Source organism: Streptomyces sp. NPDC101393, assembly GCF_044767385.1.
In the GTDB taxonomy this organism is placed as follows: domain Bacteria; phylum Actinomycetota; class Actinomycetes; order Streptomycetales; family Streptomycetaceae; genus Streptomyces.
This window is the reverse complement of record NZ_JBIWNU010000004.1, coordinates 727,931-753,128: the sequence shown is the minus strand read 5'-3', so window position 1 is coordinate 753,128 and position 25,198 is coordinate 727,931. Positions and strand designations below refer to the sequence as shown.

Genomic DNA, 25,198 nt, shown 5'->3' with positions numbered 1-25,198 from the left:
AAGGACACCGGCTGCGCAACTTCGACAGCTACTGGGTGGGTACCGCACTCGCCGCCGGGCGGACGCCGGCCGGCTGACCCGGCAGGCCTGCCGCGGCCCACCCCCCCCCCCCCCCGCCCCCGGCGGGCCCCGCGGGGGGGGGGGGGGGGGGGGGGGGGGGGGGCCCCCCCCCCCGGGGGGGGGGGGGGGGGGGGGGGCCCCCCCGGGGGGGGGGGGGGGGGCCCCCCCCCCCCGTCTGTGCGGAGCGCTGCCTAGACGTCGATGCGGTCCTTGGCCTCCGCGTCGGCTGCGGCCTGCTTCTTCGAGGCGCGCAGGCTGGTGATCGTCGTGATGACGAGGACGGCGCAGATCACGCCCAGCGAGACCGGAATGCTGATCTCCGGAACGTGCACCCCGGACTCGTGCAGGGCGTGCAGCACCAGCTTCACGCCGATGAACCCGAGGATGACCGACAGGCCGTACGACAGGTGGACCAGCTTCTTCAGCAGTCCGCCGATCAGGAAGTACAGCTGCCGCAGGCCCATCAGGGCGAAGGCGTTCGCGGTGAAGACGATGTACGGGTCCTGGGTGAGGCCGAAGATCGCCGGGATGGAGTCCAGCGCGAAGAGGACGTCGGTGGTGCCGATCGCCAGCATGACGATCAGCATCGGCGTCATCAGCCGCTTGCCGTTCTCGACGACGAAGAGCTTGGTGCCGTGGTACTTGTCGGTCGACGGGAAGCGCTTCTCGACCATCTTGAGGAAGCGGTTCTCCTCGAACTCCTCGTCCTCCTCCTCGGCCCGCGCCTCCTTGATGAGCTTCCACGCGGTCCAGATGAGGAACGCGCCGAAGATGTAGAAGACCCAGGAGAAGTTGGCGATGATCGCGGCGCCCGCGCCGATGAAGCCGGCCCGCAGGACCAGCGCGATCAGCACGCCGACCAGCAGCACCCGCTGCTGGTAGACCGCCGGCACCGCGAACTTGCCCATGATCAGGACGAAGACGAAGAGGTTGTCGACGCTCAGGGACTTCTCGGTGATGAAGCCCGCGAAGAATTCGCCGGCGGGGGCACCGCCGCCGAACAGGAAGAGCCCGAGGCCGAAGAGCGCGGCGAGCGCGATCCAGACACCGGTCCAGATTCCGGCCTCCTTGATGGAGACCTCGTGTGGTTTGCGGCCGCCGATGAAGAAATCGGCGGCGATGAGGGCACACAGACCAAGGATGGTCAGGACCCACAGGGTCAGGGAAACGTCCACTGCTCCTCCGGCAGAGTCGTACGGCACTTACAGCGTCGTCGCTGCCGGAGGTCTCTTCCACCCGAGACCGCGACGGGCGCGGTCACTGAGACGGGCCGACGCCCCGGGATCTCGTCACACTCGCAATCCGTGATGACGGGTACGTCGTGGTGGGAATACTCCCCTCCGCACCACAAAGAGTAAAGGAAGACCAAGGGATAGTAAAGAATTGGGTAAAACACCTGGTCAGTCCCCTTTGGGGGCGGTGGGGTGCGGGCTCTGGAGGCACCCGAAACGCAGAGAGGCCCGGCCAGGACGGCCGGGCCTTCGCTGATGGGGGGTGTCTCAGCGCCCCTCGGCGCGACGGGCCTCCGCGAGCCGGCCCAGGACCTGCCGCACCACCTGGCTTCCCCTCGGCACGAGCGGCGGCTCGTACGTCCAGGCGTGCCCCACCCACGGGTCCCCGAGGTGGGCGTCCGGCACCGGCGTGATGCGCAGCAGCGCACGCCACAGCGGGTCCAGGACCGGGCCGTACTCCTGGGTCCGTTCGCGGTCGGCGACCATCATCAGATGCACGCCGACAGACGGGCCCTCATCGGCCAGGTAGCGCAGCTGGTTGACGGCACGGTCGTCGAAACCGTGCGGGAAGTCGTGCACGATCAGCAGCTGGTCGGCGGTGTCGAGGTCCGGCGGCAGGGAATCCGCGGCGCGGTTGCGCACCGCCATCTGGACGAGGTCCACCCGCCGGGTCAGCGCCTCCAGGACCGCGGCCACCCCCTTGGCACCGTGGGCCGGGGGCTCGCGCAGCGCACCGGACTCCAGCAGCGGGGCGAGCGCGGGAGCCGCCGTGCCGCCCGGGTCGATGACCTGGACGGCGAAATCGCCCGCGGGGTGGATGGCGAGCATCCGGGCGGCGACGGCGACGGCGGTCTCCATGGCCAGCCGGCTCAGCTCGGCCTCGTCCGGCGGGCCGTCCGTGAGGGCGCTGCCCAGCTCCCGGCGGCCGTACTCGCGCCCGGACGCGGCGCCGCCGCCCCGGGCGTACGCGGCGGGACCGCTGTCGATCCACAGCCCGCGCTCCAGCGGCAGGCGGACGAGCATGGGGATACGCAGGTCCATGACCTCCGGGAGGTGCAGATCGCCCAGCCGCAGCGCCATCGGACGCTCCAACGGGACGTGGTAGCCCTGCCAGACGGGGCTGCCCCAGCGCGCGAACGCGGGCGGCAGCGCGGGCTCCACGACCTCCGCCTCGGCGGCGAGCTGCACGAGGTCGCGGTCGAGGGAGGCGCGGGCCTGCGCGACGAGGGAGGCGTGCTTGTCACGGGCGGCGGCGCGCGCGGCGTCAGCGGCCGTGCCGAGGCGGTTGCGCGGGTCGGCGAGCGCCTTGTCCAGCTCCTGTTCGAGGCGGGACTCGGCGAAGTCCGTGGCGCTGCGGTAGGCGGCGACCGACCGGGCCAGGTCCTCGAACATGCCCCAGACCTGGTTGTAGAGCCGCTCGTCCATGCTCCAGCCGGAGGCGTCACCGGCCACCGGCGCGGGAGCGCCGTCGGCCGGGGTGGATCCTGCCGTCGGGGCGGCGGCCGGGGCCGGTGCGGACCGTCGGGCGGGGTGGCGGTAGTCGATGGGGGCGTCGGCCGACGGGGGCCGGGGAGCGGACGGGGGAGCCGTCCCGCTCTCCGTGGCGGGGGCGTCGGCGGGGGCGTCGGCAGGGAGCAGGCGGCCGGTGCCGGATGCCGTGGACGGGGCCGCGCCGGGCTGCTCGGAGCGGTTCGCCGCCATCGGGGCGGGCGCGGGTACGGCCCGCGCGTGCCCCTGGCTGACCGCTTCCTCGATCTCCGCGGCCAGCTCGGCCGCCTGGGGCAGCCCTTGGTCGCGCAGCATCGCCGCCAGGCCGTCGGCGTAACCCTGGCCCACGGCGCGCACCTTCCAGGCGCCCTGCCTGCGGTACAGCTCCACGGCGACGACCGCGGACTCGGCGCCCAGGCCCGTGATGGTGTAGGCGGCCAGCGGGGTGCCGTCGAGGCCCGTCACGGAGACGGCGGGCGCGGCGGCCGCGCCGAAACCGGTCAGCGAACCGATGCCGGTGGGCAGCGCCAGCAGCACGCTCACACGGTGCACGGCGTCGGACAGCGCGTCGAGGTCCACCGCGATGCGGTGCTCGGCAGCGGCCTGACGGGGAACCTCGATGCCGGTGAGACGGGGCGCCCCGGGGTGCGCGACGGCCTCGATACCGGGCAGTCGGCCCTGTGCGTCGCCGAGGGTGACCCCCGCCAGGACGGGCCCGCCCGCCGCGACCCGGATCTCCACACGGGTCCGGTCCAGTGGATGGTTCTGCCCACGGACCAGCTCGGCCGTCATCGTTGTTCCCCCTAGGTGTGGTGCGTCCCGGGTCCGGCAACGGGCCCGCGGCCCGGATACGGCGGCCACGCGACCCGGTGCGCCGCCGCTGCTCGTGCGGTGCTTACAGGTACGGCACCATCGCCGGGACGACGTCCTGGAACGTCCGGCCGTTGGAGGGCTCGCCGATGGCGGTCATCTGCCAGCCGCTGCCCACGCGGTGCACCTTGGACATGATCTGCGCGGTGTAGTTGCCGCCGCCGGTGAGGGTGTAGCGCGCAAGCTCCTGGCCGTTGGTCTCGTCGACCAGGCGGCAGAAGGCGTCCTGCACCTCGGCGAAGCTCTGGCCGGTGAAGGAGTTGACGGTGAACACGATCTGGTCGATGTGCACCGGCACCCGGGCCAGGTCCACCAGGATCGCCTCGTCGTCGCCGCCCTGGCCGGCGCCGCCGACCACGTTGTCGCCGGTGTGCCGGACGGAGCCGTCGTCACTGATGAGGTGCTGGAAGAAGACGACGTCGATGGGCTGCTTGTCGGCGAACAGCACCGCGGAGGCGTCGAGGTCGATCTCGCTGGTGCGCCGCCCGAACAGGCCTCGGCGCGGCGCCGAGCGCCACCCCAGCCCCATCCGCACCGCGGTCAGGGTTCCCCCGTCGGACTTCTGCAGGCTGATGCCCTGCCCCTTGGACAAATTGACCGACACGCGCCGTCCCCTCTCTGTGCTGTCCCCGTCCGTCTTGTGGACGGCTCCTCGACCCTACGCAGGCCCGGGGCCCAGGCCCCACCGGCCCCGCGCTTTGTGGCGTTTCTGCAACACAGCGGCCTGCCCGACATGCGCCGATGCCCTCGCGGGGCGGTGGCCGGCCGCCCCGCGCAAGCCGTCAGCTCACCCCGGCCTCCCGCATCTGCCGCAGCTCCTTCTTGAGTTCGCCCACCTCGTCACGCAGCCGCGCGGCGACCTCGAACTGCAGCTCGGCGGCGGCGGCCCGCATCCGCTCCGTCATCTCCTCGATGATCCCGGCGAGTTCGGCGGCGGGACGGTCCGTCAGCGGCGCGTCGGCCTTGCCGCCCTTGCCCGCCGCGCTCTTTCCGCCGAGTGCCGGGACCGGCGCCTTGGCCTTGGCGTCCTTGGCGTCGCCCCCCTTGCGGTATCCGGACCCCAGCAGCTCCTGGGTGTCGATCTCCTCGCGGGCGATGGTGGCGACGATGTCGCCGATCTTCTTGCGGAGCGGCTGCGGATCGATGCCGTTCTTCTTGTTGTAGGCGAGCTGCTTCTCCCGGCGGCGGTTGGTCTCGTCGATGGCCTTCTCCATCGCCGCGGTGATCTTGTCGGCGTACATGTGGACCTGGCCGGAGACGTTGCGCGCCGCGCGGCCGATGGTCTGGATCAGCGCCGAACCGGACCGCAGGAAGCCCTCCTTGTCGGCGTCCAGGATCGCCACCAGGGAGACCTCGGGGAGGTCGAGGCCCTCCCGCAGCAGGTTGATGCCGACCAGGACGTCGTACTCGCCGGCCCGCAGCTCCCGCAGCAGTTCCACGCGCCGCAGGGTGTCGACGTCGCTGTGCAGGTAGCGGACCTGGATACCGAGCTCCAGGAAGTAGTCCGTGAGGTCCTCGGCCATCTTCTTGGTGAGGGTGGTGACCAGGACGCGCTCGTTCTTGTCCGTTCGCGTACGGATCTCGTGCACCAGGTCGTCGATCTGTCCGTCGGTCGGCTTGACGACCACCTCGGGGTCGACCAGGCCGGTCGGGCGGATGATCTGCTCCACGAAGCCGTCGCCCCGCGCGAGCTCGTACTTGCCGGGGGTCGCGGAGAGGTAGACGGTCTGGCCGATGCGCTCCAGGAACTCCTCCCACTTCAGCGGCCGGTTGTCCATGGCGGACGGCAGACGGAAGCCGTGCTCGACCAGGGTGCGCTTACGCGATGCGTCGCCCTCGTACATCGCGCCGATCTGCGGGACGGTGACATGCGATTCGTCGATGACCAGGAGGAAGTCGTCGGGGAAGTAGTCGATGAGGGTGTTGGGCGCGGAGCCGGGCTCACGGCCGTCCATGTGCATGGAGTAGTTCTCGATGCCGGAGCAGGAGCCGATCTGGCGCATCATCTCGATGTCGTAGGTGGTGCGCATCCGCAGCCGCTGGGCCTCCAGGTGCTTGCCCTGCTTCTCCATGGTGGCGAGGCTGTCCGCCAGCTCCGTCTCGATCCCGGCGATGGCCTTCTCCATGCGCTCGGGGCCGGCGATGTAGTGGCTGGCCGGGAAGATGTACAGCTCCCGGTCGTCGCTGATGACCTCGCCGGTGAGCGGGTGGAGGGTGGAGAGCGCCTCGATCTCGTCGCCGAACATCTCGATCCGCACGGCCAGCTCTTCGTAGACCGGGAAGATCTCGATGGTGTCGCCGCGCACCCGGAAGGTGCCGCGGGTGAACGCGACGTCATTGCGGGTGTACTGGATCTCGACGAAGCGGCGCAGCAGCTGGTCCCGGTCGAACTCGTCGCCGACCTTCAGCGGCACCATGCGGTCGACGTACTCCTGGGGTGTGCCCAGGCCGTAGATGCACGACACGGAGGCGACCACGATGACGTCCCGCCTGGTGAGCAGCGAATTCGTCGCGGAGTGGCGCAGGCGTTCGACCTCCTCGTTGATGGAGGAGTCCTTCTCGATGTACGTATCGGACTGCGGGACGTACGCCTCGGGCTGGTAGTAGTCGTAGTAGGAGACGAAGTATTCGACGGCGTTGTTGGGAAGCAGCTCACGGAATTCGTTGGCGAGCTGGGCCGCGAGGGTCTTGTTGGGTGCCATGACGAGCGTCGGCCGCTGCAGCTTCTCGATCATCCACGCGGTGGTCGCCGACTTTCCGGTGCCGGTCGCGCCCAGCAGGACGACATCCTTTTCACCCCCGCGGACGCGCCGCTCCAGCTCGGCGATGGCCGCCGGCTGGTCGCCGTTGGGCTGGTAGGGGCTGACGACCTCGAAAGGCGCCACCGTGCGTTCGATCTTCGATACGGGCCGCATGGGATCCACCGTACGACCCAGCACTGACAATCGACGTGGAAAACGCTCCGACCTGCGGTTTCGCGGAATCGGGGGCGGGCCGGCCGGGCGGGCACTCCGGACGCCTGGGCGCACTCGTCCGGCCCCTCCCCCGCGCGCCGGGGCGCCGGCTCCCGCGGCGCCGGCGGGGGCGGCGCGGCCCGGGCTGGCCGGGCCTGACCTGGCAGCGGCCCGGCCGCAGGCGTGCGCCGAGGCCGCGGAGGGCCGCGTGGGTGACACCGGCCGATAGCGGCGGCTCCCCGGGGTGGCAAGTACCAAAACCGGTCAGAAGCACGACGGGTGACGAACCGTCGGTCAAGATGCGCAGATGCCGTGGCTCCGGCAAGTTGGACGACGTCGGAGCGTTCGTCTGTTGCACGGCCATTCCGGGCATCCTGCAACCGCGGCGCTCAAACACGGAACACCGGCCACTTCCCGTTCAATATCTGGCCATCCCACGCCTACCTCCCGCTCCTGCCCGGCTGCGAATCTCAGCCCGTCCGGCCGGTTCACGGCCCCTCACCTCCTGCACGTCACTGCACGGCAGCTCACGTCCACGACGCCACGAGGAGTCCGTATGCGTATTCGCCCCGTCGCCACCGTTGTCACCGGTGCGCTCATGGGTCTGTCCGCGCTCGCCCTCTCCACAACCGCCGCCCAGGCCGCGCCGGCGGGGCACAAAACGGTGACGATCGCGCACCGAGGCGCGTCGACGTACGCGCCAGAGAACACCCTCGCCTCGATCGACAAGGCCCACCGGCTCGGCATCGACTGGGTGGAGAACGACGTCCAGCGCACCAAGGACGGCGAGCTGGTCATCCTGCACGACAACTCGCTCGCCCGGACCACCGACGTCGAACAGGTCTTCCCGGACCGCGCCCCCTGGAACGTCGGGGACTTCACGCTCAACGAGATCGAGAAGCTCGACGCGGGCAGCTGGTTCTCACCGAAATTCGAGGGTGAGCGCATTCCCACCCTTGAGGACTACATGGACGAGGTCGAACACAACGGCCAGAACCTGCTGATGGAACTGAAGTCACCGGAGCTCTACCCCGGCATCGAGCTGCAGACCCTGCGGGAGCTGCGGCACCAGGGCTGGCTGGACAGGTCGCACGTCAAGCGCCGGCTGATCATCCAGAGCTTCAACGCCGACTCCCTCAAGACCGTCCACGGCCTGCGGTGGGACATCAAGACCGGCTTCCTCGGCAGCCCGACGGTCGCCGAGCTCCCCGAGTACGCGAAGTACTGCGACCAGATCAATCCCCCGTACACGGCGGTCACACCGGACTACGTCTCCGCCGTGCACGGTCTGAGGGGCCCGCACCACCGCGCGATGGAGCTTTACACCTGGACCGTCAACGACGGTCCGACGGCGCTCAAGGTCGCCGGAATGGGCGTCAACGGCGTCATCACCAACAAGCCCGACGTGGTGCGCGACGCCCTGGAGGGCGGCGGCCACTGACCGGGCGGCCCCGGACGGCGAGCGGGACGGACAGGGCTTCCGGACCGCTCGGCGTCCCGTTGTCAGTGGTGCGTCCTACCCTGAAGACGTGACGCATGCAGAGCAGGGTCCAAAAGGCGTGCCGAGGCCCGCTGAGCATCAGGGGTCCGGTCCGGGGGTGGCGCCGGAGGCCGGACCGCCCGCCGGGACGGCCGAGCGCCGCGACTGGGGCTGGACGCGGCTGGAGACCTCCGTCGGGCCGCTGCTGCTCGCCGCGACCCGGGAGGGCCTGGCCGAGGTCGTCTTCCATGCCGATGAGCGGACGACCCGGCGCGCGCTGACCCGTCTGGAGCAGCACTTCTCCTCGGCCCCCGTCCCGGACATACCGCCGCTCGCGACCGCCGTCGCCGAGCTCACCGCCTATTTCGCCGGCGAGCTGCGTACCTTCACCGTCCCTCTGGACTGGTCCCTGTCCACCGGATTCCACGCCCGGGTCCTGCACGCCCTGGCCGACGGCGTCCCGTACGGCAGCGTGGTCGGCTATCAGGACCTCGCCGACCGGGTCGGGGAGCCGGGCGCCGCGCGGGCGGTCGGTGCGGCGATGGGCTCCAATCCGCTGCCGGTGATCGTCCCCTGCCATCGAGTCGTGGCGAGCGACGGCGGGATCGGCGGCTTCGGCGCCGGCCTGGAGACCAAACGCCTGCTGTTGGCCCTCGAGGGGATCCTCCCCGCGCCCCTGTTCTGACCTCCCCCCTCCCCCGGCCGGATCCGGCCCCCTATGGAATGCAGGTGCGATGTCCCGTCAGATCGCGTTGCTCCGCGGCATCAATGTCGGCGGCCACCGCTCCTTCCCCAAGGCACGGCAGCTGGAGCTGGCCGAATCGATGGGGCTGAAGGAGGTCTCGGTGCTGCTGCAGACCGGCAACATCGTCTTCGCCGACCCCGGCACGCCGCCCGGGGAGACCGAGCGGGCCCTCGCGGAACGGATCGCCGACGAGCTGGGGCTGTCGGTGCCGGTCCTCGTCCGGACCCGCGACGAGCTGGCCGCCGCCGTCGCCGCGAATCCGTTCCCGGAGGCCGTGGCCGAGCCCAAGAGCCTGCACGTCACGTTTCTCTCGGCGGCGCCCGCCGACACCTCCAAGCTGGACGCGCTCGACCTCGCCGCGTTCGCACCGGACCAGTTCCGGCTGACCGGTCGTGAGCTGTATCTGTGGTGCCCCGGGGGCATCGGCCGCTCCAAGCTGGCCGATGTCGTCAGCCGCACCCGGCTCGGGGTGACGGCCACCGTCCGCAACTGGAACACCGTCACCAAGCTGCTGGCACTGGCCGACGCCTGACGCCCGCGGGGCCCCGGGGCGGACGGCGCCTCAGCGCCAGCCATACCTCTCGCGCAGCCGGTTGACGACCAGGTTGAAGCGTCCCCTGTCCAGGGCGCAGGCCTCCCGCCGCATGCCGTCCGGGTGCACCCGCAGCACCCGGTCCACGTCGACCCAGGAATCGCGCCCCGCGCGGTCCCAGGGCCCGGAGCCGAGCGGGACCCACTCCCGGTCGTCGCTGTGCCGCTTGCTGGAGAGCTGCACCGCCAGCAGCGTCCCGCCCTGCTCCCGGGCGACGACCAGCACGGGCCGGTCCTTGCCCCGGCCGTCGTTCTCCTCGTAGGGCACCCAGGTCCACACGATCTCGCCGGGATCCGGATCACCGTCCGGGTCGGGCGCGTAGGACATCAGCACGGTGCCGACGGCGCGCGGCCGGGCTTCGACCGTCGCGGTGGGCCCCTGGCTGCCGGGCAGCGCCGGGGATTCTTCGGATGCGTGGAATGAAGTGGTCACGGGATCACGCTAACTGCCGGGCCCACCGCGCCGGCCTGCGGCCCAGGGCCGATTGTCAGTGGTCGACCCTACGGTTTTCAGCAGCGGGGGACGGTCGCTGGGACCGCCCGGGGAGGGGATCGCCATGTCCGAGACCACGACGACGTATCTGGAACTGTCCCAAGAGGGCGGCGGGGCCCACAAGTTCTACGAGGTGACCGTGCACGGCACCCTCGTCTCGGTGCGCTACGGCCGGATCGGGGCGGGCGGCCAGCAGCAGACCTCGACGTTCCCCACCCGGGAGAAGGCGCAGGCGGCGGCCGCCAAGAAGATCGGCGAGAAGGTCCGCAAGGGCTATGCGCCGGCCGTCCAGGGGCAGCGCGCCGCCCGTCCGGTGACGCGGCGCCAGGTTTCCTCCGCGCCGTCGACGGCCCGCGCGGTCGCACCGGTGCTGTGGCGCTTCCGTACGGGCGCCGCCGCGTTCGGGATCCACATCGCGGAGGACCGCTGCTGGGTCGGAAACCAGAACGGCGACGTCCACACCCTCGGCCACGACGGCGAGGTGCTCGCGCACTATCAGCTGCCCGACGGCGTCAAGTGCCTGGTGGCGGACGACTTCTGGATCTACGCGGGCTGCGACGACGGCTCGGTCTACGACCTCTCCTCGAAGCTGCCCTTCGCCGCCTACACCATCGCCCCGGACGTCGACATCTTCTGGCTGGACATCCACGAGGGCATCCTGAACGTCGCCGACCGCAACGGCGGCCTGACGGTCATCGACCACGAGGACGAGCACCAGTGGTCACGGCGCAGCGCGGGCGCGCACGCCTGGATGGTGCGGCGTGACGACCACGCCGTCTACCACGGCCATCAGCAGGGCGTCACCGCCTACTCCGCGGACGGCAGCGGGGAGTTGTGGCACACCCCGACCAACGGCGGGGTGCTGTTCGGCTGGCAGGAGGACCACGCGGTGTACGCCGGCACCGACCGGCGCGTCGTACAGCGGCTGGCGAAGGGCAACGGCGCGCTGGAGGCCACCTACCGGTGCGACACGGTCGTCTACTCCTGCGCCACCGCGCCCGGCGGCCGCTATGTCTTCGCCGGCGACTCGGCGTCCTCGGTGTACTGCTTCGCCGCCGACGGCACCCGCCTGTGGAAGCTGGGCACCGGTGGCGGATCGGCCCTGTCGATGCAGTATCTGGACGAGAAGCTGTACATGGTGACCACCGACGGCTCCCTGGTGTGCGTGGACGCGAGCGAGGCGGCGATCGCGGCCGCACGGTCGGGCACGGTCCCGGTCGCGCGGGACGTCAAGTCGGCTGCCGCACTGCCCACTTACACCCCGTCGGCCACGGTGGCCACGGTGTCGGCGGCCGCCGCCTCGGGAATCGTGGTGGAGTGCGTCCAGGAGTCCGGAAGGCTGCGGGTCCACGTCGTCTCGGCCGGCTACGAACCGTCCTGGAACGTCCAGTTCCCGCGCCACATACGCCGGCCCGGCGTGCGCTATGTCGTCGACGACCTGTCGCCGGCCTCGGGCGGCTTCTACCGCGTCCGGGGAGAGATCCGGCAGTTGGTCTGACACCCGGCCGGCCCCGCCGCCGTCCCATGGCGGGGCCGCCCCGGATAGGCAGGCCGCTCAGGCCGACCCGCTCCAGGCGGGCCGCCGGGGGTCATCGGCCCGTACGACGATGTCCGCGGCCTCCTCGGGCCGAGTCTCGCGCTCATAGCGGGCGAAGGCGGGCAACACCCAGCGGTCGCCCTCCGGCGTGCGGCGCGCGAGGGCCGCGGGCGACAACTTCAGATGGACGGCGAGATCGAAGGGGAACCAGTGGCCGAACAGCAGCGGACCATGCAGCAACAGGACGCCGCCCGGCGGAAGTTCGACGTACCCGCTGCGCGTCGCCCGGTCCGCCGCCGCGTCCCAGAGGTCCGGCAGCACCCGCCCGGTACCGCCGGGATCCAGCGGCTGGAACACCTCACGCCACAGCGCGCGGCGGTCGAACCACTCGTCGTGGTAGGCGTCGGGGTCCTGGTGGCCGTACTCCAGCCGCAGGGAGGCGGGGCGCAGGAATCCGAAGGTGTCGACGGGGCGCACGGCCCGCCCGCGGATCCGCAGCGCCTCGGCGAGCCGCGCCGCCAGGTCGCCGGGGGCCGCGGCGGGAGCCCCGTCGACGGCCACCCGCAGCCAGGGGCTCCCGTCCTGCGCCGTCGTCGCGGCAATGCGCTCGGCGAGCGCGTCGGTCAGTCGTTCCCAGGTGATCGCTTCGAGCCGCACCCCGCCATTCTGCCCGTCCGCTCGGCGCGCGGCATCCGCAGGTCAGCCGGGACTCCGCGCACTGCCCGGAGGCTCGTTGGTGGTGCGCACGGAGGCGCCCCCGCGGGGACCACCGTGCCGTACCGCACCCCGCCGCCGCTGCTGCGCTGCACCTCGCGCACGGTGTCAGGGCGCCGCTCCGGCACCGGTTCGCCCAGCAGGGCGCGCAGTTCGGCCCTCGCTGCCGGGTCCTCGCTCGGCAGGCGGCGCAGCCGCCAGGCGGCGGTGACTCCCGCCATCCCCTCGTCGTCGCCCGCATCGCCCTCGTCCCGCGCCGATGCCGGACCGGCGCGGGAGACCTCCGGCCCGCCGTCCATCGCCTCCTCGTCCGCCGTGCCCCGGCTCCGGGCGAGGGGCGACGCCGCTCACCCCGGGCCGTCGCCCCGCCCGGCCGTCGCCTTCTGCCGCACCGGCGTGACGGCCCCCGCAGCGGCCAGGGACGCCAACTCCGCTCCCGTCAGACCGTCTTCTGCCCCGGCGGCCGGATATCCGGCCGCCTGCCGACCGGTCGCCGGTCCTGAGGCAGCAAACCGCCCGTTTCTCGGTGCCACGGTGGAGAGGCGGGCCACCTCATGAACAGGACCGGGTCCTGCACGACCGGGGCGCCGGCCGGCCGACCCGGCTCAGGGCTGGTCCGCGGTGGGCAGGGCGGCTCCGTAGCGGCTGAGTGCGGCAGCCGCCTCCTTCGTCGCCTCGATGTCGCTGTCCAGGGCCACCGGCATCGCCGACTTGAGCTTGAGAAGCAGGACCGCCCCCATGATCGCGCCGTCCCACATGATCGGCGCGGCGCAGGAGTTCCAGCCCGCCATGCACTCCTCGTAGCCCAGTGCGTGCCCGAGGTCGCGGACCTCCGCCAGGGAGGCCAGCAGCGCATCGTTGTCCCGGTAGACGCCAGGGCCTGCCTGGTCGGGGACGGGCTCGCCCAGCACCCGCTGCTGGAGCACCTCCGGCAGGTAGGCGAGGATCGTCCGCCCCGACGCCCCGGTCCGCAGCGAGCGCGTCACGGACAGCACATCGCGCGGTGTCATCCCCAGTTCGGCGAGGTCGGAGTCCCCGACGGCCATGTCGACGCACTGCCGCTGCGCTCCGGAGAAGGGAGCCACCATGTAGAGGAACGCCAGTCCGCCGTCGGTGGCCTTCCGCAGTTCGCACAGCGCGGTCTGCGAGGTGGCACCGTCGAGACGGTGATCGAGCGCGGTGAAGGCGAGCTGGGCGGCCGAGGTACGCAGCCGGTAGAGGCCGCGGCCCACCCGCTCGAAGATCCGCTGGTAGATACCCGATTGCAGGATGCGGTAGACGACGGAGTCGTCCAGGCCGGTGAATTCGGCGATCTCACCGGGCCCGTGGGCGGACCCGCCGAGTTCGGCGAAGGCGGTCTGGACGAGGAAAACGCGTTCGGCATGGCCGGATCCCGACGCCCGGGGCCCCGCCGGCGAAGCCCCCTTGCCCGTCTGGTTGCCCGTCTGGCGCGCGCCCTTGGGGCGGACCGGGGTGCCCGGCGCCGCGGCCGGGGCGTCCGAAGCCGTGCGCGCCGCTGTGGATGCCGACGCCGTGGTGCTGTTGCCCATCGTGTGCTCTCTCCCCTGTCAGTGATCCGCGCCCCGAGGCGCGCAGCGTGTCCGGTGCGAGCGGTCCTCTCCCCCGCCCGCGGCTCCCACCGCACCCCGTGGCGGGCTGCTCCGGGACACCTCCCCGGAAGCACTGCGCCCGCCCGGCGCCCGGCGCTACCGCGTGACGTCGAGTGCGAGCTTCCCGGTCCCGGTGCGGGCCCCCAGGTCGTGATGCGCCTGCGCCGCCTCACCGAGCGCGTAGGCGGCGCCGGTCTGCGGCGTGAGGGAGCCGTCGGCGACGGCCGCGAAGAGCGCCCGCATGGAGGTCGGCAGCGCCGTCCGGTCCCCGTAGAGCTGCGGCAGCCAGAAGCCCGAGACCGTCAGGGACCGCTCCATCAGGTCCCGCGTCGGTACCGTCGCCAGCTCACCGCCCGCGTACCCGTACACCGCGAGCCTGCCGCGCGGCGCTACAGCGGCGAGGGTCCGCGTGAAGGTGGCGCCGCCGGTCATCTCCAGCGCCGCGGAGACCGGTCCGCCGGCGGCCTCCAGGATGCGTTCCGCGAGGTCGTCGGCGGTCGAGTCGACCACCGCGTGGGCACCCAGCTCCTGGGCCAGCTTGCGCTTCGGCGCGGAGCCTGCCAGGCCGATCACCTTCGCCCCGGCGCGCGCGGCGAGCTGGACGGCCAGCGAGCCGAGACCTCCCGCGGCGGCGGGGACGACGACGGTCTCGCCCTCGGTGATGCGCAGCGCGGTGAAGAGCAGATGCCAGGCGCTGTTGCCCTGCAGGGCCAGCGCGACGGCCTGTTCGTCGGTGATGTCGTCGGGAACGTCCCAGGTGACCCGGCGGTGCAGCAGCGTCCGCTCCGCGTATCCGCCGCCGCGGCACAGCCCGACGACACGCCGTCCGCCGTCCAGCGTCCCCACGACCTCGTTGCCGGGTGTGCAGGGCAGCTCGACGGGCGCCAGATAGGAGTCGCCCCGTACGTGCAGGTCCGCGTAGTTGACGCCGGCCAGCGTCACATCGACCAGCGCATGGCCGGAGCGCGGCGCGGGCTCGGGCACCTCTTCGAGCCGCAGCACATCCGGGCCGCCGAATTCTCGCATCACGATCGCGCGCACGACTCTCCCTCGGGTCATCAGGTGCTGTGCCCGCACAGGGTAGGCACGGTGTCCGCGGGCCCGGAGGCGCCCGATCAATTCGCGCCAACCATGCGGCCCTTCGGGCGCCCCGGCACGGCATCGCACGAGGAATACCGGCCGGCTTTCTCTCCCCGCGAGAAAGCAGCCGCGCGCTTTGAACCCATTGCTTCGTTTTGCAGTCGATCTACCGCTCGGTATCGCCGTGGTGGCTCCCGCGCGTCCTTCTCCCGCGTCCGGGTACCGGATGTGATCCGCGCCGCCTACGATCCGGAACCGTGCCCACCGTCGACCGGATGTGACGGCTGCGACTCCCGGGGCGGAGCGTGTTGTGCTCCACCGCCACACCGACCGCGCCACTCGATGGTACGGGCGGGTGGCCGAGAGCGTCGCCGCGGATGCGGTGGCGCGGGCACGGCCTGAGGGGGAGTCATGATGGGGAAAACGGGGGGCGGCAGGCCGGCGATTGCGCCGGCCTGCCGGGACCTTCAACGAGCGGAACCACTTCCACCGGCGCACCGGCGCCTCCTGCGGAGCGCGTCCGCTTCACTGCCGGCCACCTGGTCGGCGTCGCTCGCCGCCGCCACGGATGCCGTCATCGCCGCCGCGCGCCGACGGACCCGCCCGTACGCGCCACCACCCTTCCTGGACGCGTCCCGCTTTCGCGCCGGAACCCTGCCGTACCACTGCCCGGAACGGGACTGCCCATGAACGGATCACGCGGCACGAGCGGCGCCGGCCTGCACTTCAGACATCCGCATCTCGCGGTGGTGCTCGGCGGCGGCTTCACCGGCATGCTCGCAGCGGCGGCCCTGTCCGAGCACGCCGATGTGGTCGTCGTCGAGCGCGATCGGCTGCCCCGGACCCCCGCGCTGCCTACGGATCTTCCGCAGGCGCGGCATGCGCAGCTGCTGGCGTCGGACGGCGCCCGGATCGTCGAGAGCCTGCTGCCCGGCACGGTCGAGCACTGGCTGGCCGCAGGAGCCCGCCGCGTCCCGCTGCCACCGGGGCTCGCCGGTCTCCCTCCGCAGGGCCGGCTGCGCAAGCCGCGCGAACGCCATCTGATCGCCTGCTCCCCCGACCTGCTCGACCGGACCCTCCGCCAACTCGTTTCCGGCCTCCCCGGGGTGCGTGTCATCGACGGGACCGAAGCGGGGGCGCTGACCGGTACGGCGGAGCACGTCACCGGCGTGCAGGTCCGGTGCTGCGATACCGGCGAAACGTATCGCCTGGACGCCGATCTCGTCGTCGACGCCACCGGCCGGAACTCCAGCACCCCGGCCCGGCTCGTCGCACTGGGCCTGCCCGCGGTCCGCGAAGAGGCCGCGGACACCGGGGTGGTCTGTGCCACCCGCATCTTCCGCGCCCCCGACGGCCAGGAGAACTGCCCGGTCATCGCCGCCCGTGCGGACGCGCACCGCCCCGCGTTCCCCGGACCGGAGTCCGGGCACGGCGGGTGGGAGCTCCCCGGACCCGGCTCCGCGGGCACCGGCATGACGGCGACGCTGGTGCCCATCGAGGACGGCCGCTGGCTGGTCACCCTCACCGGCGCCGGGGCGGACCGGCCCTCCGCACACGCCGACCGGTTCGTACCGTTCGCCCGTCGCTTACCGCACTCCACCGTGGCGGACCTCATCGCCGGCGCCGAACCGCTCAGCGAGGTTCGGCTCTCCCGCGACACCGCCAACCGCCGGCGCCACTACGAACACCTCGCGTCCTGGCCCTCGGGCTTCGTCGTCCTCGGCGGGGCGGTGGCGGCCTTCAACCCCGACGGCGGCCAGGGCCCGTCCAACGCCGCCCACGGCGCCGCCGCGCTGCGCGACGCCCTGCAGCGGCGCGGGCTGGACGACGTGGCGCTCGCCCGCGGCGTGCAGCGGAGCGTGGGCCGCATCGTGCACGCCCCCTGGGCCACGGCGACCGGCAGGGGCCTGATCCCCGACCCGGGAGCGACGGCCGGAGTGTGGCCCTCCGCGACCGCGCGGCTGGCGCGTGCCGCGAACCGCGTCCTGAGCACCGCCGTCGGCGCCCCCGCCGCCCGCCGTGCGTACGCAGAGGAGGCTCCGCCCCCCACCGCCCCGGTGGCGCCCGTCCGGCGTCCCACCGATGCAACAGGGCTCGCCACCACGTCCGTTCAGGGCCCTTCCTCGCCCTTGCCGCGTTCGCGCACCGAGAGCAGGCGACTCCCTCGCCCGCTGGTTTTCGGGCCGACGGCGCTGCGGCGCCTGGGCAATTACGGGCGGCGGAAGCCGACGGGCTGAGGCACCGGATCATGAGGGGCCGCAGGGCGCCGGGCGGGCCGACGCGGCTGCTGCCCGCGCACAAAATGGGTCGCCGGGCGCCACGCCGTCGATCACAGTGAGGGCGGGCCTCGCAACGGGTGCGGCCGCGGGAATGCGCCGAACGGGGAAGAGACATGTCGACGCTGCGCGTCACGGTCGAGCAGGTGACGATTCACGAGCATCCGAACGCCGATGCCCTCGAACTCGCGCAGGTGGGCCTGTATCGCGCCGTCGTCGCCAAGGGGGTCCACCGGACCGGGGACTTCGCCCTGTACGTGCCGGAGCAGTCCGTTCTCCCGGCCGAGTTGGTGGCCGAGCTGGGCCTGACCGGGAAGTTGGCCGGTTCCGCGGGCGACCGGGTCAAGGCGATACGGCTGCGCGGCGAGCTGTCCCAGGGCATCGTCTGCCGGCCGCGCGCGCTGGACGGCGCGGACCTGGCGCGGGCGTGCGCGGAGGGCACCGACTTCGCATCGGTGCTCGGGATCGTGAAGTGGGTGCCGCCGGTTCCTCTTTCGATGAGCGGAGAGGTCGAGCCGGCACCGGATCTGCTGCCCTGGATCGATATCGAGAATCTGAAGCGCTACCCGGAGGTCTTCGCCGAGGGCGAGCCGGTGGCGGTCACCGAGAAGGTTCACGGCACCGCCTGTGCGCTGACCTACCGCGCCCGCGACGGTCTGGTCCGGGTGACGTCCAAGGGGCTCGGCGCACAGCGGCTGGCGCTGGCCGAGGATCCGCGGAATCTGTACTGGCGTGCGGTGCACGGGCACGCCATTGCGGAGGTCGCGGCCGGGATCGCCGGGGAGTTGGGGGCATCGCGGGTCGGGGTGTTCGGTGAGGTGTTCGGCGCCGGTGTCCAGGATCTCGCCTACGGCGCGGACAGCCGGCGCGGTGAGCCCGCGTACGCCGTCTTCGACGTCGCCGTGGAGGTCGGCGGACAGGTGCGGTGGCTGGCGCCGGAGGAGATGACCAAGGTCCTGGACGGGCGGCTTCCGGTGGTACCGAAGCTGTTCAGCGGCCCGTATGACACCCGGCGGGTGATGGAGCTGGCCGAGGGCCGGGAGACGGTGTCCGGCCGCGCCGTGCACCTCAGGGAGGGCGTGGTCGTCCGTCCGCTGGGTGAGCGCTACAGCGCCGTGGTGGGCGGGCGCGCCATCGCGAAGGTGGTCAGCGGTGCGTATCTGACGCGCAAGGGCGGCACGGAGTACGAGTGACGGGGGCCCACGGGGCCGCGGCGTGGCCTCGGGTGGCCGCCCGGGTCATCTCCCGCCGGCCTGCTCCGCTCCCGCCGTCCCGGTCGCCGGGCGGGTGTCGGTGTCCTTGTCCGCCTGCGGTGCGAGGCCCAGGAGACGGTGGGCGAGGGCGAGCGGGGCGCCCGGGTTCCGGGGCGGGGTGGCGGACTTCGCCCGGTGGGTGGGGAGGCGTTCGACGGTCGTGGCGCCGGTGTCGGATTCGAGAGTGGGGGCATAGCCCGCCGCGCGCAGCGCCTCCAGGGTGGCGGCCGGTGGGCGAGGGCTGACCAGGACCGTCGGGGCAATGGCGCGCAGCCCGAGGTCGTGCAGCGCCCGGTGGGCGGCGAGTTCGGTGACGAGGGTGGGGTCGTCGGAGCGGATGCAGCTGGCGGCGGGCAGCACCCGCATCCGGCCATGGGTGCGGGCGGTGTCCCGGATCAGGTAACCGAGGGGCTGCGGCAGGGTCCCGGTCGGCGACACCGCACGCAGGTCCTCCAGCAGGGCGTCCGCGGTCCGGCCCGTGTCGAGGGCACGGCGTACGGAGGCGGGGGTGAAGCGCCAGGTGACGGCGTGGCCCTCGGATTCGCGGTCGGCCGAGGCGGCGAGCAGGTCGGTGAGGGCGGCGGCGGGGCGGCCCGGGACGACGGCGGTCAGGTCGGCCTGGAAGTGGGCCTCGGCGAGGAGCGGCGGGAGCAGGTCGCCGAGCTGCTCCCCGAGGGACTGCGGGGCGGCGAGGAACGCCTGGCCCAGTGGAGTCAGGGTGCCGTGGGCGACGAGGCCCAGGAAGGCCGCTTCGTGGAGGGTGTGGGCGGCGCGCTCGCCGGTCATCGGCTCCCCCGCGACGGCGAGGGGCCGGTGCCAGGCGGCCGCTTCGAGGAGTGCCCGGGGCGCGGTGGCCGGGTCCTCTCCAGAGGCGCTCAGGGGCGGGAGGGGCTCACCGGCGCCGAGGGGGACGCCGGCCAGAGCGGCCAGCAGGGCGTGGCGCAGCGCCGGTGCGTACCGGTCCTGGCCGCGGACGAGTGCGGTCGCGGTCTCACCGAACGGTGTGTGCGTGGGGACGTCCCACAGTGCCGACCAGGCTGCCAGGACGGGGGCCAGGCGGGCTCCGGGCGGACGGGCCAGCCAGTCGTCGTAGGCGTCGGTGGGGAGCGCGGTGATGCCCGCCGGGGTGCGGGTGAGGGCGATCAGGTCGGCGGCGAGGGTGAGGTCGAGGAGGAGGCGGGTGTGCACTTCGGTGGCGCCGGCCGCTTTGGCCAGTCGTTTGATCTCGCGGATGGCCAGCCCGCCCGACTTGCGCAGCGCCGCGGGCTGCGTCGCCAGGGAGGCGAGGAGGCGGTCGACCGTGGTGGCGAGCGCCGCGGTGGCCGCGGCCGCTTCGTCGTGCAGCGAGGTCGCGGTGACGGCGCTGGGGCGGCCGGGCCGCGCGACGGACGGCGCGGTGCCGTCGGGGGTGGGCCGCGGGGCGTGGGCGGCGAAGGGGCCGAGGTCATGGGCGGCCAGGAGCTGCGGGGTGCGCGGGGGGACCACGACACGGCCGTCCTCGGTGGGGGCGGCGAGCCCGTCCTCGTAGAGGGCGTCCAGGGCCGCGTCGGCGGTCGTGCGCACGGGGCCGGGGTCGGCGGCTCCGAGCGCGGCGTGGATGTCCTCGGGCGGCACGGGCTCGGTGGCGAGCTGCGGGAAGGACAGCCGGTGCGCCATCAGCGACTGGTATCCGGCCCCCGGGGCGGGGGCCGCGGGAACGGGGGCGTCGCGCCCGGCGCGTTCCTGGCTGATGCGGGCAGCGGTGGCGAGCACCTGCAGCCGGGGGTGGTCGAGGTGCAGCACCAGGTGGTGAAGGGTTTCGTACGACCACAACGCACCTGCCAGCCCGCGCAGTTCGGTGGACGCGGGCCGGCGGGCGAGCGGCTCCGCATGCCGGGTCAGAAGTGCGGCGAGCTGCTCGGGGGTGCGCTGCGCGAGGGATCGGGTGAGTGTGTCGAGGCCTTCCACGTCCTTGAGGTTAGTCATCGCGCGAGCAGGGTGCTGAGGGCGCCCACGGGGTCGCGGTCCGCCGGGCCGGTGGGCCACCAGTCCTCGGCGCCCGGCTCCGACTCGTAGGGATACCAGCGCTTGTCGTGGCCGAATCGGAGCTGGATACGACGGCGGGCGTCGGTGAGGTGGTTGTGGTGCGGGCGCAGTGCCGGGAGGTCCGCGGCGAGCAGGGCGCTGCGCGCCCGGTCGAAGTCACCCGCCGGGGGGTCCCACGGGGCTTCGAGCAGGGCGAGCCCTTCGGGGCCGCCCTGGCGCCAGGCGGCGACGGAACGGGCGACGTCCGAGGGCGTGCGGCCGGTGGCCGCGGCGAGGTCCCGGAAGAGGGCGCGGGTCGCGGAGGTCAGACCGGCCGTGGGGTGGGCGGTGGCGGCCAGGCGGATGGCGTCCTCCCACGGAGGGAGCGCGGGGAACGGGCCGCTGGCGGGCGGACGTTGGCCTCCGGAGGCCGTGGAGGCCGTGGAGGCCGTGGAGGCCGTGGAGGCCGTGGAGGCCGTCGCGGGCGCGGCAGATGCGGCGGATACGCAGGCGTGGGCGCGGGCGGCTGCGTCGGCGGCCAGGAATTCGAGCGCCGCCGGGTCGAAGGGGAGGCCATCGGCATCCGGGAGGGCCGGCAGCCGGCCGGGGTGGGCCGGCGCCGGCAGGGGCGGGGGGAGCGGCGGACGGAGGCGGTCGGCGAGCGCCTCACGGGCGAGGACGCCGCGGGGGGTGCTCGTCGTCCCTGGCGACGCCGTCTCCGAGGCGACCGCGGCCGTCGGCCGGCGAGCGCCTGAGACACCGGCCGTCTCGGGGGCACCGTCGGCAGGGGCGGCGACGGCAGGGTCATCGATGCCCGGGGCGTCGAGGGCGGCCTGCCCCTTTGCCGCACGCGTCGTCTCCGCAGGCTTCGTGTCCGCAGCCTTCGTGTCCGCAGGCGTCCTGTCCGCACGCGTCGTGGCGGCATGGGCCGCCCTGGCGCGTCCGGTGGGCGCAGCGCCCGGTGATCCATGGGCAGGCGTTGCGCCGTCGGGCTGCGCGAGGGCCGCACCGAGGGTGTGGGCGCGCGTCTCGCGGGCCGTGTGGGTGGCGTTGCGGCGGGTGAGTTCGTCGAGGAGTTCACGTTCACCGCGGCCGCGCATCAACAGCAGGACGAACGGGTCCGCGTCCAGCAGCCGGGCCACCTGGAAGCAGAGCGCGGCGGCGTGCTTGCAGGGCCGGCCGCTGTCGGGGCACGAGCAGCGGGGGACGAGATCGCCGGGGCCCGGGAGCAGCCGCACCTCCCCCTCGGCCAGCGCACGGGGCAGCTTCTTGGCCAACAGGGCCGTGAGCTGGGTGGGCTCTGCGGCGATGGTGTCGAGGAGGACGTCCCATTCCTCGCCGGAGAGGGTCCGGAGGCGGACCTCGGCACTGTAGGGGCGGGGCTTGCTGCCGCGAACGGTGGCGACGATGCGGCCGGGGGTGATGTTGATGGTGTCCACGTGGCCGTCCCGGGCGTAGGTCCGGCCGCGGGCCAGCCGGGCGCTGTCGAGGGCGGTGGTCTCCAGGGCGTCCAACCAGGCGCTCCCCCACCAGGATTCGGCGAACAGGCCACGGGCTCCGCCGCGCTCGGGCAGCGGCGGGAACGTACGCGAACGGTCCGCGCGGGCCAGTCTGTCCGCGGCGGCGGCACGCCCCGACGGGTCCTGGCGCCCGGAGGGACGGTGCCCCAGCGGTCCCATCGGACCCGTAGGGCCTGTGGGGCCCCTATGACTCATGGGGCTCATGCGGGCCTCCTCAGGGAGACGAGGTCGGCCAGTTCGGTGTCGGAGAGTTCGGTGAGCGCTCTCTCGCCACCGGAGAGCACCGCGTCGGCGAGTGCCCTCTTGGCGGTGAGGAGTTGGGCGATGTTGTCCTCCACCGTGCCCTCGGCGATCAGACGGTGCACCTGCACGGGCTGGGTCTGGCCGATGCGGTAGGCGCGGTCGGTGGCCTGTTCCTCGACCGCCGGATTCCACCAGCGGTCGTAGTGGATCACGTGTCCGGCCCGGGTGAGGTTCAGGCCGGTGCCGGCCGCCTTCAGGGACAGCAGGAAGACGGGGGACTGCCCGGACTGGAAGCGGTCGACCATCCGTTCCCGTTCGGCGACGGGTGTGCCGCCGTGCAGGAGTTGGTGCGGGATCCCGCGGGTGGTGAGATGCCGCTCCAGCAGCCGGGCCATTCCCACGTACTGGGTGAAGATCAATGTGGCGCCGCCCTCGGAGAGGATGGTGCCGAGGAGTTCGTCGAGGAGTTCGAGTTTCCCGGAGCGGGCGGCCAGCCCCGGGGCAGCCTCCTTCAGATACTGCGCGGGGTGGTTGCAGATCTGCTTGAGGGCGGTGAGCAGCTTCATCACCAGGCCCCGACGGGCGATGCCCTCGGCGGCCTCGATCCGGGAGAGCGTCTCGCGGACGACGGCCTGATACAGCGCGGCCTGCTCCCGGCCCAGCGCCACCGGATGGTCCGTTTCGGTCTTGGGCGGGAGTTCGGGCGCGATCCCGGGATCGGACTTCTTGCGGCGCAGGATGAACGGACGCACCAGCCGGGCCAGCCGCTCCGCCGCCTCCGGGTCCTCACCGCCCTCGACCTCGCGGGCGTGCAGTGCGCGGAAGGTCTTGAGCGGGCCGAGGAGGCCGGGGGTGGTCCAGTCGAGCAGCGCCCACAGCTCGGAGAGGTTGTTCTCCACGGGGGTGCCGGTGAGTGCGATCCGGGCCGGGCTCTTGATGTCCCGCAGCGCCTTGGCCGTCGAGGAGCGCGGATTCTTCACGTGCTGCGCCTCGTCGGCGACGACCCACGCCCAGCGCTGTGCGGCGAGTTGGGCGGCGCTGCTGCGCATCGTCCCGTAGGTCGTCAGGACGAAGCCGCCCTCCAGGCCGTCCAGACTGCGGCCGGCACCGTGGAAACGGCGCACGGGTGTGCCGGGGGCGAACCGCTCGATCTCACGCTGCCAGTTGCCGAGGAGGGAGGCGGGACAGACAACGAGGACCGGCGCCGTCGGTTTCCGGTGGAGGTGGAGGGCGATGACGGTGATGGTCTTGCCGAGGCCCATGTCGTCGGCGAGACAGCCGCCGAGACCGACCGAGATCATCGTGTCCAGCCAGGCCATACCGCGCAGTTGGTAGTCGCGGAGCGTCGCCCGCAGGCCGGGGGGCTGGGGCAACGGGCGGGCTTCGGTGGTGAGGCGGCCGCGCAGCGCGGCGAGCGCACCCAGGGGCACCACGTCGACCTCTTCGCCGTCCACCTCGGTGGTGCCGTGGAGTGTCGCGGCGAGCGCGTCGACCGGGTCCAGGTAGCCCAGTTCGCGCTTGCGGGCCTTGCGGACGAGTGCCGGGTCGACGAGGACCCACTGGTCGCGCAGCCGGACGACGGGGCGGTGCGCCTCGGCGAGGGCGTCCATTTCCGCCTCGGTCAGCGGGGCGCCGTCCATGGCCACCTGCCAGCGGAACTGCAGGAGTTCATCGGTGTCGAAGAAGCCGAAGCCGTCCGCGGCGGAGCCCGGCCCCGGGCGCAGCACCGCCGCCGCCGTCAGGCCACGGGCCAGCTCCTTGGGCCAGTGGACGGCCACCCCCGCGGCGCCCAGCCGGGGCGCGGCCTCTCCCAGCAGTTCGTACAACTCGTCCTCGCCGAGCGGGAGCACATCGGGGACCGGGCGCTCCAGGAGGCCGTTGAGCGGTGGCCAGACGCGGGCCGCCCGGCGCAGCGCGAGGAGGGTGTCGACGCGGGAGCGGGGGCCGAAGTGGTCGGGTCCCTCGCCCTCCCAGAGTTGGCCGGCGTCGGCCACCAGGGTCGGGTCGGTGAGGCTGTGGACCTGCAGCACGGCGGCCGCCGCGCTCCGCTGCCGGCCGCGCCCGCCGGTGCGCCGGTCATGCCCAGCGGCTCCGCCGTCGTCCCCGGCGCCCGCCTCCGCGTCCGGGCCGGCGTCGAAGAGCTTGTGGGGGGCGAGATCGAGCCGCAGGGAGAGCCGGACCCCGGCGTCGACGCCCGCCGCGACCTCGGCGGCCCATTCGCGGGCTGCGGGCATCCGCTGCGCCGCGCTCGCGGCATACGGAGCGCCGGCGACGAGCGCGGCGGCGGGGGTACGCGGCAGGGTGTCGGCGACCGCGTCGACGAAGAGCCGCACCAGGGCTGCCGGGTCGGGCAGTTGGAGCGGCCCACTACCGGGGAGCGGCACGGCATACGCCTCGCCGGGCATGGCGGCGGCGACGGCCCGGAGGTGCGCCACGTCGTCGGGATCCAGGGGCCCGGCGCGCCAGGCGTCGGTGTCCTCGGCGGTCAGCCCCGGCAGCAGCCTTCCGCGCGCCGCGAGGTGCAGGGCGTGCAGGGTGGCCGCGCCCCAGCAGGCGGCGGCCGGATGGGCGGCCGGGTCGTGCCGGGCGCGGATCAGCAGGGGGACGGCTTCGGCCAGCGGGAGCAGCAGGGCGGGGACCTCGCGGGTGCGGGCGCCGTTGCCGTGCCGGCGGGCGACGGACAGCCGGGCCGGCTCGGCGGTCTCCCCGGGCGCCTCCTGACCGTCACGCACCGTTCGCGCGGCGCCCGCCCCTCCTCCGATGTCCGGGAGGGGGCCGCCGTCGGGCCGCCAGAAGGCGATCTTTCCGGCGCGCGGCGTCCGGGCGGGCAGGAAGACCGCGGCGCAGCGGACCGCCGCGGCCTCGGCTCCACCGGCCTCCGTGCCGCCTGCGGGCATTCCGGCGGGCGGGGCGTCCGACGGGCTGGGCGCCCCCGCTGCCGCTTGCCACCGCCTCGCCATGCCGTCCCCTCCCGCCGGTTCCTTGTGTGTCCGATCCGTCCACGCCGGCCGTGGCAGCCGCCCGGCCTGTCGCGGGTCCGCGCCCCCG

18 protein-coding genes are annotated in these 25,198 nt (G+C 73.3%); 6 read left to right on the top strand and 12 right to left on the bottom strand.

Going from position 1 to position 25,198, the window contains the following annotated elements; translation table 11 throughout:
- Nucleotides 1-251 precede the first annotated feature (251 nt).
- From ACIRQ7_RS16870 to uvrB, 4 genes are all read right to left on the bottom strand, one after another.
- Nucleotides 252-1,235 carry a TerC family protein gene (locus ACIRQ7_RS16870; protein WP_404263113.1) on the bottom strand — a complete coding sequence of 328 codons (984 nt, stop codon included), beginning with the start codon at nt 1,233-1,235 and terminating at the stop codon, nt 252-254.
- 324 nt (nt 1,236-1,559) lie between these two features.
- The gene (locus tag ACIRQ7_RS16865; protein WP_404263112.1) at nt 1,560-3,572 is read right to left on the bottom strand and encodes a TerD family protein; all 2,013 of its coding nucleotides are present in this window, start codon (nt 3,570-3,572) and stop codon (nt 1,560-1,562) included.
- A 103-nt stretch (nt 3,573-3,675) separates the two neighbouring features.
- Nucleotides 3,676-4,254, bottom strand: coding sequence for a TerD family protein (locus tag ACIRQ7_RS16860; RefSeq protein WP_401478978.1), 579 nt, complete (start codon nt 4,252-4,254; stop codon nt 3,676-3,678).
- 178 nt (nt 4,255-4,432) lie between these two features.
- The gene (gene uvrB, locus ACIRQ7_RS16855; protein WP_401478981.1) at nt 4,433-6,565 is read right to left on the bottom strand and encodes an excinuclease ABC subunit UvrB; all 2,133 of its coding nucleotides are present in this window, start codon (nt 6,563-6,565) and stop codon (nt 4,433-4,435) included.
- Between the two features lie 595 nt (nt 6,566-7,160).
- Here uvrB and ACIRQ7_RS16850 point away from each other — a divergent pair.
- The 3 genes from ACIRQ7_RS16850 (at nt 7,161) to ACIRQ7_RS16840 (ending at nt 9,361) form a co-directional block, all read left to right on the top strand.
- Entirely contained in the window at nt 7,161-8,045 is an 885-nt protein-coding gene (locus ACIRQ7_RS16850; protein WP_403675535.1) for a glycerophosphodiester phosphodiesterase, read from the top strand.
- Between the two features lie 88 nt (nt 8,046-8,133).
- Nucleotides 8,134-8,769, top strand: a complete 636-nt coding sequence (locus ACIRQ7_RS16845) for a methylated-DNA--[protein]-cysteine S-methyltransferase (protein WP_404263109.1) — start codon at nt 8,134-8,136, stop codon at nt 8,767-8,769.
- A 49-nt stretch (nt 8,770-8,818) separates the two neighbouring features.
- Entirely contained in the window at nt 8,819-9,361 is a 543-nt protein-coding gene (locus tag ACIRQ7_RS16840) for a DUF1697 domain-containing protein (protein WP_404263107.1), read from the top strand.
- Nucleotides 9,362-9,391: 30 nt separating this feature from the next.
- Here ACIRQ7_RS16840 and ACIRQ7_RS16835 read toward each other — a convergent pair whose 3' ends face one another.
- Nucleotides 9,392-9,853 (bottom strand): type II toxin-antitoxin system PemK/MazF family toxin, encoded by a 462-nt coding sequence (locus ACIRQ7_RS16835; protein WP_401478993.1) that lies wholly within the window; start codon nt 9,851-9,853, stop codon nt 9,392-9,394.
- 124 nt (nt 9,854-9,977) lie between these two features.
- Between ACIRQ7_RS16835 and ACIRQ7_RS16830 the strand changes: the two genes are divergently transcribed.
- A complete protein-coding gene (locus ACIRQ7_RS16830; protein ID WP_404263105.1) occupies nt 9,978-11,411 on the top strand; it encodes a WGR domain-containing protein in 1,434 nt (477 codons plus the stop codon).
- 57 nt (nt 11,412-11,468) lie between these two features.
- On the opposite strand, the gene ACIRQ7_RS16825 is transcribed toward ACIRQ7_RS16830, so the two are convergent.
- From ACIRQ7_RS16825 to ACIRQ7_RS16810, 4 genes are all read right to left on the bottom strand, one after another.
- Entirely contained in the window at nt 11,469-12,107 is a 639-nt protein-coding gene (locus ACIRQ7_RS16825; RefSeq protein WP_404263104.1) for a uridine kinase, read from the bottom strand.
- Entirely contained in the window at nt 12,074-12,463 is a 390-nt protein-coding gene (locus ACIRQ7_RS16820; RefSeq protein ID WP_404263102.1) for a hypothetical protein, read from the bottom strand. Before ACIRQ7_RS16820 ends, ACIRQ7_RS16825 begins: the two co-directional genes overlap by 34 nt.
- A gap of 306 nt (nt 12,464-12,769) precedes the next feature.
- Entirely contained in the window at nt 12,770-13,714 is a 945-nt protein-coding gene (locus ACIRQ7_RS16815) for an IclR family transcriptional regulator C-terminal domain-containing protein (RefSeq protein ID WP_404263100.1), read from the bottom strand.
- Between the two features lie 156 nt (nt 13,715-13,870).
- Complete coding sequence (locus tag ACIRQ7_RS16810; protein ID WP_404263098.1) at nt 13,871-14,815, bottom strand: zinc-binding alcohol dehydrogenase family protein; 945 nt, start codon at nt 14,813-14,815, stop codon at nt 13,871-13,873.
- 725 nt (nt 14,816-15,540) lie between these two features.
- Here ACIRQ7_RS16810 and ACIRQ7_RS16805 point away from each other — a divergent pair.
- Both ACIRQ7_RS16805 and ACIRQ7_RS16800 read left to right on the top strand, forming a co-directional pair.
- Complete coding sequence (locus ACIRQ7_RS16805; RefSeq protein ID WP_404263097.1) at nt 15,541-17,091, top strand: NAD(P)/FAD-dependent oxidoreductase; 1,551 nt, start codon at nt 15,541-15,543, stop codon at nt 17,089-17,091.
- Nucleotides 17,092-17,246: 155 nt separating this feature from the next.
- Entirely contained in the window at nt 17,247-18,323 is a 1,077-nt protein-coding gene (locus ACIRQ7_RS16800; protein ID WP_404263095.1) for an RNA ligase (ATP), read from the top strand.
- Between the two features lie 45 nt (nt 18,324-18,368).
- On the opposite strand, the gene ACIRQ7_RS16795 is transcribed toward ACIRQ7_RS16800, so the two are convergent.
- From ACIRQ7_RS16795 to ACIRQ7_RS16785, 3 genes are read right to left on the bottom strand one after another with little or no spacing between them, the layout of a single operon-like run.
- The gene (locus tag ACIRQ7_RS16795) at nt 18,369-20,348 is read right to left on the bottom strand and encodes a helicase-associated domain-containing protein (RefSeq protein ID WP_404263094.1); all 1,980 of its coding nucleotides are present in this window, start codon (nt 20,346-20,348) and stop codon (nt 18,369-18,371) included.
- The gene (locus tag ACIRQ7_RS16790) at nt 20,345-22,111 is read right to left on the bottom strand and encodes an SWIM zinc finger family protein (RefSeq protein ID WP_404263093.1); all 1,767 of its coding nucleotides are present in this window, start codon (nt 22,109-22,111) and stop codon (nt 20,345-20,347) included. Before ACIRQ7_RS16790 ends, ACIRQ7_RS16795 begins: the two co-directional genes overlap by 4 nt.
- Nucleotides 22,108-25,110, bottom strand: a complete 3,003-nt coding sequence (locus tag ACIRQ7_RS16785; protein ID WP_404263092.1) for a DEAD/DEAH box helicase — start codon at nt 25,108-25,110, stop codon at nt 22,108-22,110. The genes ACIRQ7_RS16790 and ACIRQ7_RS16785 overlap by 4 nt, the downstream gene beginning before the upstream one ends.
- Between the last annotated feature and the right edge of the window lie 88 nt (nt 25,111-25,198).

Excerpts from the sequence above, each read along its gene's own strand:
- ACIRQ7_RS16865 (WP_404263112.1), bottom strand. The coding sequence starts at position 3,572 with ATGACGGCCGAGCTGGTCCGTGGGCAGAACCATCCACTGGACCGGACC.
- uvrB (WP_401478981.1), bottom strand. The coding sequence starts at position 6,565 with ATGCGGCCCGTATCGAAGATCGAACGCACGGTGGCGCCTTTCGAGGTC.
- ACIRQ7_RS16850 (WP_403675535.1), top strand. The coding sequence starts at position 7,161 with ATGCGTATTCGCCCCGTCGCCACCGTTGTCACCGGTGCGCTCATGGGT.
- ACIRQ7_RS16840 (WP_404263107.1), top strand. The coding sequence starts at position 8,819 with ATGTCCCGTCAGATCGCGTTGCTCCGCGGCATCAATGTCGGCGGCCAC.
- ACIRQ7_RS16830 (WP_404263105.1), top strand. The coding sequence starts at position 9,978 with ATGTCCGAGACCACGACGACGTATCTGGAACTGTCCCAAGAGGGCGGC.
- ACIRQ7_RS16820 (WP_404263102.1), bottom strand. The coding sequence starts at position 12,463 with ATGGACGGCGGGCCGGAGGTCTCCCGCGCCGGTCCGGCATCGGCGCGG.
- ACIRQ7_RS16815 (WP_404263100.1), bottom strand. The coding sequence starts at position 13,714 with ATGGGCAACAGCACCACGGCGTCGGCATCCACAGCGGCGCGCACGGCT.
- ACIRQ7_RS16805 (WP_404263097.1), top strand. The coding sequence starts at position 15,541 with ATGAACGGATCACGCGGCACGAGCGGCGCCGGCCTGCACTTCAGACAT.
- ACIRQ7_RS16800 (WP_404263095.1), top strand. The coding sequence starts at position 17,247 with ATGTCGACGCTGCGCGTCACGGTCGAGCAGGTGACGATTCACGAGCAT.
- ACIRQ7_RS16795 (WP_404263094.1), bottom strand. The coding sequence starts at position 20,348 with ATGACTAACCTCAAGGACGTGGAAGGCCTCGACACACTCACCCGATCC.
- ACIRQ7_RS16790 (WP_404263093.1), bottom strand. The coding sequence starts at position 22,111 with ATGAGCCCCATGAGTCATAGGGGCCCCACAGGCCCTACGGGTCCGATG.
- ACIRQ7_RS16785 (WP_404263092.1), bottom strand. The coding sequence starts at position 25,110 with ATGGCGAGGCGGTGGCAAGCGGCAGCGGGGGCGCCCAGCCCGTCGGAC.